Origin of the sequence: Dietzia alimentaria 72 (assembly GCF_000226215.1) — a bacterium.
GTDB classification, from domain to species: Bacteria; Actinomycetota; Actinomycetes; order Mycobacteriales; family Mycobacteriaceae; genus Dietzia; species Dietzia alimentaria.
This window is the reverse complement of record NZ_AGFF01000006.1, coordinates 33,053-39,052: the sequence shown is the minus strand read 5'-3', so window position 1 is coordinate 39,052 and position 6,000 is coordinate 33,053. Positions and strand designations below refer to the sequence as shown.

The following is a 6,000-nucleotide window of genomic DNA, read 5'->3' as shown; positions in this document are numbered from 1 at the left end:
GGGGCGCGGCGCGGGGGCGGCGTGGTGCGGGGCGGGGCGAGGCTCGGGGGCGGCGTGGGGCGGGGCGGGGCGAGGCTCGGCGAAGGGAGGGACGCGGTGCTGGCCCTGAAATGGGGCCGGGGCCGCCTCCACAAGTGGGACGGCCCCGGACGGGTCGGGCAGCGCTCAGATCAGCGGCCGGTGCCGGCGTAGACCTGGGCCTCTTCCTCGCCGCCCAGATCGAACGCGTCGTGCAACGCGCGCACGCAGTCGTTGAGCTCCTCCTCGCGAACGAGGGCCGAGATGCGGATCTCGGAAGTGGAGATGAGCTCGATGTTGACGCCCGCCTTGGAAATGGCCTCGCAGAACGTGGCGGTGACGCCCGGATGGGACTTCATGCCGGCGCCGACGAGGGAGACCTTGCCGACGTTGTCGTCGTAGAGCACCTTGTCGATCCCCAGCTCCTCCTTGGCTTTGGACAGCACCTTCGTGGCCCTGGTACCCACCTCGAGCGGGCAGGTGAAGGTGATGTCCGTTTTGCCCGAGGACCGCGACACGTTCTGCAGAACCATGTCGATATTGATCTCCGCGTCGGCGACCATACGAAAGATTTTGGCGGCGTAGCCGGGCTGGTCGGGGATACCGACTACCGTGATCTTGGCCTCTGAGGCGTCGTGTGCGACTCCGGTCAGCAGTGCGTCTTCCACGGGGATGTCCTCCATATTTCCGGCCACGAGCGTGCCGGGGTCGTTCGAATACGAAGAGCGGACGCGCAGCGGCACCTGGTTGCGGCGCGCGAACTCGACGCTGCGCAGGTTGAGGATCTTGGATCCGACGGCGGCCATCTCCTGCATCTCCTCGTAGGAGATGGTGTCGAGCTTGCGGGCGTTCGGCACGATCCGCGGGTCCGCGGTATAGATGCCGTCGACGTCCGAGTAGATCTCACATACATCGGCGCCCAGCGCGGCGGCCATGGCGACCGCGGTCGTGTCGGACCCGCCGCGACCCAGGGTGGTGACGTCCCGCGTCTCACGCGAGACCCCCTGGAAGCCGGCGACGAGCGCGATCTTGCCCTCGCCCAGCGCCTCCTGGACGCGTCCCGGGGTGATGTCGATGATCCGGCTGTTCCCGTGCCGGGTCGTGGTGATGATGCCGGCCTGAGAACCGGTGAAGGAGTAAGCCTCCATCCCGAACGAGCTGATCGCCATAGCCAGCAACGCGTTGGAGATGCGCTCACCCGAGGTGAGCAACATGTCCATCTCGCGCTGCGGAGGCGAGGGGCAGACCTGGTCTGCCAAGTCCAGGAGCTCGTCAGTCGTATCGCCCATCGCGGAGGCGACAACCACTACGTCGTTGCCTGCCTTCTTGGTGTCAACGATCCGTTCGGCAACCCGACGGATCCGTTCTGCGGACTCCACGGAGGAGCCGCCGTACTTCTGCACTACGAGTGCCACGCGGTCACACCCTTCCGGTGTTGATCGGCCTAACGCAGGACCACTTTACGGTAGGTGTTTACTCATCAGGGATGACGGAAACATGGGCAGCTGTATTGCTGGCCCTCGCCTCCGCCCTCAGCCAGGCCTTCGGCACCGTGATGCGGCACCGAACCCCGCGCCGCGCCGAGGGCGGACCCGAGGGCCCGTTCGCCGTTCTCACCAGCAGATTCTGGTGGACCGGTATGGGCATCAGCCTCGCGGGATTCGTCCTACAGGGACTGGCTCTCGCCTACGGCACGCTTATCCTGGTCCAGACACTGACCGTGCTCTCGCTCACTTTCGCACTACCCCTTGGCGCGTGGGTCACCGGACGACGCGTCACGAAGACCGAGTTGTTCTGGGGCCATGTTCTGACGGGCTGCGTGATGATCATGATCATCTACGGCCGGCCCACAGGAGCCGAGAGCCATCCGCCCTGGTACGAATGGGCGCTCGCGTGCGCGGGCGGGATCGTCGTCGTCGTCGTACTCTTCCAACTCTCACGGGCACGCCGCACCAACGGCAGCCGTGCCCTGCTGCTCGGGGTAGCCGGCGGCACCGCCTTCGCCTACGTCGCACTCCTCACCAAGGGCGTGGCCGACCGGTGGCTCGCGGGCGGGGCGCTCGAGGTGGCCACGAACGGTCAGGTGTACGGGCTGGTCGTGGCCGCGGTGGCCGCACTGACCCTGCAGCAGATGTCGTTCTCGGCGGGCGCCGTGCACCAGGCCGTGCCCGCCTCGACGGTGACCACACCGGTCGTCTCGCTGGTGCTGGGCGTGGTGGTGCTGGGCGAGCGGTTCGCGGTGGACGGCCCGGAGCTGGCGATCCTGGCCGGCACGCTCTCCGTGATGGTGGTGGCGACGGTGCGGTTGGCGCATAAAGAGGTCGACGTCGACACGTGACCGACCCGGCGACCTTCGCCCAGCACCTAGACTGGGAGACATGCGCTTCACACGTCCCAGTGGCACCACTCGCCCCACTCGCCTCGGGCGAGTCATCGCGGCCACCACCGCGACCCTCGGCACCCTCGCGGCGAGCCTCGCCGTAGCGACCCCCGCCGCGAGCGCTGTCGTCAACGGCGAACCCTCAGCCCCCGCCCCCTGGGCCGTCCAGATCACGACCTTCAGCGGCGTCCCCGGCACTCCCTGCAGCGGCGTCGTGGTGGCCCCGCACTGGGTGGCCACCGCCAAACACTGCGGACCCGCCGACCCGAACGCCTACACCCTCGGGTTCGGCAACTGGGCCGCCGTGCCCGGCGGAATGGGCTCGAGCGCCCCAGTGGCCAACCCCGGCATCGTCAGCGCATTCGGCGCCCTCGACACCGGCAGCCTCGGCCGACACACCCCGGAGGCCGCTTACCACGCCCCCGCCGGCGACGTCATGCTCCTCAAGCTCCGCCACCCGGCGCCCGCCCCGGCAGTCAGACGCGCCGGCGTTGACCCCGCTCCCGGCGACGTCCTGCGGTTCCACGGATTCGGACAGACCCAGTTCGCCGAGCTCCGCTCACCGCTGCTACTCACCGGGCTCACCCGACTGGGACACATGGAGCACCGAGGCGGTCACCGCGTCGGCCATTCCCACACCATCCAGGGTGGCTACGACTACGGAGATTCCGGCGGCCCCGTGTTCCGGGGCGACCTCCTCGTGGGCCTGCACGCCGGATCCGACCACGCTCGCCGCAAGGCCGACGGGACCAATCCTGCACGCTACGAATCGATTCCAGCGCAGAACGGTTGGATCGACTGGATGATCGCCAACAGATGATTCCACCCACACCAGGCGTGCCGAACCCCGCCGCATTTGCCACACTGGACAGATGAACCCGCCGGAGCTCGTGGTCCGTCGCGCCTCACGCGCCGACGTGGATCTCGTGCTGTCCGCCGCCGAACTCTTCGACACCCCGCCCACCTCCGAGTGGACCCAGGACTTCCTCGACCGCGGATCCAACCTGCTCCTGCTGGCCCTGACCGACGAGACGCCCGTGGGCATGCTCGTGGCCGTGGAGACAGGGCACCTGGGCGCAAGCCCCGACCTGTTCGTCTACGGCATCCGTGTTCGCGAGGACCTACGCCGGATGGGGATCGCGCACCGACTGGTCGACAAGGCCGTGGCCGTCGCCGAGGAAGCTGGCTGCCGCACGGTGTGGGGCTCGGTGCAACACAGCGCGGGTCAACACACCGAGGCCATGGGCCCCGCCTCGCCCTTCTCGCCGCCCGAGACCCCGCTGAGCGGTGCCACCACGTTCGTCATCCCGGTGCCGTGAACACCGCTGGCCGTGGCCGGTCGCGTAACGGTGTATTGTGACGCCCATGCAGCGCGTGCTCCTTCTTGGGTGCCGCGGCGGGGCCCGCTGAGGCGGACCGGCTCCCCGTCGCGGGATCTCGTCGCGCCGGTCCGGTCCCATAGATCGAATCTCAGGAAGTAGAGCCCCCCACATGAATTCCGCTGACGCATTCGTCTCGTCGTCGTCGACCATCACTCCCCCCTCCAAGCCCGGCCACCCGGACCAGGCGCACTGGAACAAGCAGCGCGGCTCCTCAATGCCGGCGCACCGCTACCGGTCGTTCGCCGACGAGGTAGAGGACGTCTCGCTGCCCGACCGCACCTGGCCCGACACCGTCATCACCCGCGCCCCGCAGTGGTGCGCCGTGGACCTGCGCGACGGCAACCAGGCACTGATCGACCCAATGAGCCCCGCCCGCAAGCGCAGGATGTTCGAACTGCTCGTCCGAATGGGCTATAAGGAGATCGAGGTGGGCTTCCCGTCCGCCTCGCAGACCGACTACGACTTCGTGCGCGAGATCATCGAGGACGAGGCGATCCCGGACGACGTGACCATCCAGGTCCTGGTCCAGTGCCGCGAGGACCTCATCCGCCGCACCTTCGAGGCCTGCGCCGGCGCGTCCAACGTGATCGTGCACTTCTACAACTCCACCTCGATCCTGCAGCGCAAGGTGGTGTTCCGTAAGGACCGCGACGCCATCAAGAAGATCGCCACCGACGCCGCGGAACTGGTCACCACCATGGCGAAGGAGCACCCCGACACCAACTGGCGCTGGGAGTACTCCCCCGAGTCGTTCACCGGCACCGAGCTCGCGTTCTCCAAGGAGATCTGCGACGCCGTGACCGAGGTCGTGGGAGCGACGAGCGAGAACCCGATCATCATCAACCTGCCCGCCACGGTCGAGATGGCCACGCCCAACGTCTACGCCGACCAGATCGAGTGGATGCACCGAAACCTCGCGCACCGCGACGCCACCATCCTGTCGCTGCACCCACACAACGACCGCGGCACCGGTGTGGCCGCCGCCGAGCTCGCCTTCCAGGCCGGCGCCGACCGCATCGAAGGCTGCCTTTTCGGCAACGGCGAGCGCACCGGCAACGTGTGCTTGGTGACGCTGGGGATGAACATGCTGACCAGCGGCGTGGACCCGCAGATCAACTTCTCGGACATGGACGAGATCCGCCGCACCGTCGAATACGCCAACCAGATGCCCGTCCACGAGCGTCACCCCTACGGCGGCGACCTGGTCTTCACCGCCTTCTCCGGCTCGCACCAGGACGCCATCAACAAGGGCTTCGACGCACTGGAAGCCGAGGCCGAAGCGCGCGACGAGAACATCTCCGACGTCACCTGGGAGGTCCCCTACCTGCCGCTGGACCCCAAGGACGAGGGCCGCACCTACGAAGCCGTGATCCGCGTCAACTCGCAGTCCGGCAAGGGCGGCGTCGCCTACATCATGAAGAGCGACTACGGCCTGCAGCTGCCCCGGCGCCTGCAGATGGAGTTCTCCAAGCTCGTCCAGAACGTCACCGAATCCGAGGGCGGCGAGGTGACGCCCAAGGCGATGTGGGACATCTTCTCGCTGGAGTACCTGGACCGCGTCTCGCCCATGGAGCGCATCTCACAGCAACTCGACCCCGCCGAGACCGATGACGGCGAGGACACGATCGATGCCGTGATCAAGTGGAAGGGCCAGACCACGGAGGTATCGGGAACCGGTAACGGTCCCCTGGCAGCCTTCGTCGCCGCCCTGAACGAGATGTTCGACGACGAGGTACGCATCCTCGACTACTCCGAGCATGCGATGACCGCCGGCGACGACGCCACCGCGGCGGCCTACGTCGAGGTGCAGTTCGGCAACCGCGTCTTCTGGGGTGTCGGGCGGGCCGGTTCCATCACCACCGCGTCACTGCGTGCTGTGGTCTCTGCCGTGAACCGCGCGTACGCCGACGAGGCGGACCGCGACACCGGCGTCATCGGCTCCACCGAGGGCGCCCGCACCTGGGCTCCCTGACGGCTGCGGGGCGGGCTGCCGATAGCCCGTCCCGCGTGCCCCGTCCCGTCCGGGGGCATCCGCACCCGCGCCTGCGCGCCGCGTCCTGTCCCGCCTCGTCCCGTCGTGCCCCGTCCCGTCGTTCCCCGTTCCGTCGTTCCCCGTCCGGGCATCCGCACCCGCGCCTGCGCGCCGCGAACACAGCTGCCACCCGCAATGAACTCCGGCGCCCGCTGCGGTGCGCGCGCGAGTTCATCGCGGGTGGCAGA

Annotated in this window: 6 protein-coding genes; 5 read left to right on the top strand and 1 reads right to left on the bottom strand. The window is 68.3% G+C overall.

Features of this window, described 5'->3' with window-relative positions:
• A partial coding sequence (locus ON04_RS16960; RefSeq protein WP_010539982.1) for a hypothetical protein occupies window positions 1–192 on the top strand: 192 nt, incomplete at its 5' end.
• Here the strand turns inward: ON04_RS16960 and ON04_RS02420 are convergent.
• Window positions 171–1,433, bottom strand: coding sequence for an aspartate kinase (locus ON04_RS02420; RefSeq protein WP_010539981.1), 1,263 nt, complete (start codon window positions 1,431–1,433; stop codon window positions 171–173). The genes ON04_RS16960 and ON04_RS02420 overlap by 22 nt on opposite strands.
• Before the next feature lie 71 nt (window positions 1,434–1,504).
• Between ON04_RS02420 and ON04_RS02415 the strand changes: the two genes are divergently transcribed.
• The 4 genes from ON04_RS02415 to leuA all read left to right on the top strand — a co-directional run bounded on the left by ON04_RS02415 (window position 1,505) and on the right by leuA (window position 5,752).
• Window positions 1,505–2,356 carry a DMT family transporter gene (locus ON04_RS02415; RefSeq protein ID WP_033443989.1) on the top strand — a complete coding sequence of 284 codons (852 nt, stop codon included), beginning with the start codon at window positions 1,505–1,507 and terminating at the stop codon, window positions 2,354–2,356.
• A gap of 40 nt (window positions 2,357–2,396) precedes the next feature.
• Entirely contained in the window at window positions 2,397–3,218 is an 822-nt protein-coding gene (locus ON04_RS02410) for a trypsin-like serine protease (protein WP_010539979.1), read from the top strand.
• A 52-nt stretch (window positions 3,219–3,270) separates the two neighbouring features.
• Window positions 3,271–3,717 (top strand): GNAT family N-acetyltransferase, encoded by a 447-nt coding sequence (locus ON04_RS02405; protein WP_010539978.1) that lies wholly within the window; start codon window positions 3,271–3,273, stop codon window positions 3,715–3,717.
• 172 nt (window positions 3,718–3,889) lie between these two features.
• Window positions 3,890–5,752: a 2-isopropylmalate synthase gene (leuA, locus tag ON04_RS02400; protein WP_010539977.1), complete on the top strand. Its 1,863-nt coding sequence runs from the start codon at window positions 3,890–3,892 to the stop codon at window positions 5,750–5,752.
• The last annotated feature ends 248 nt before the right edge of the window (window positions 5,753–6,000 follow it).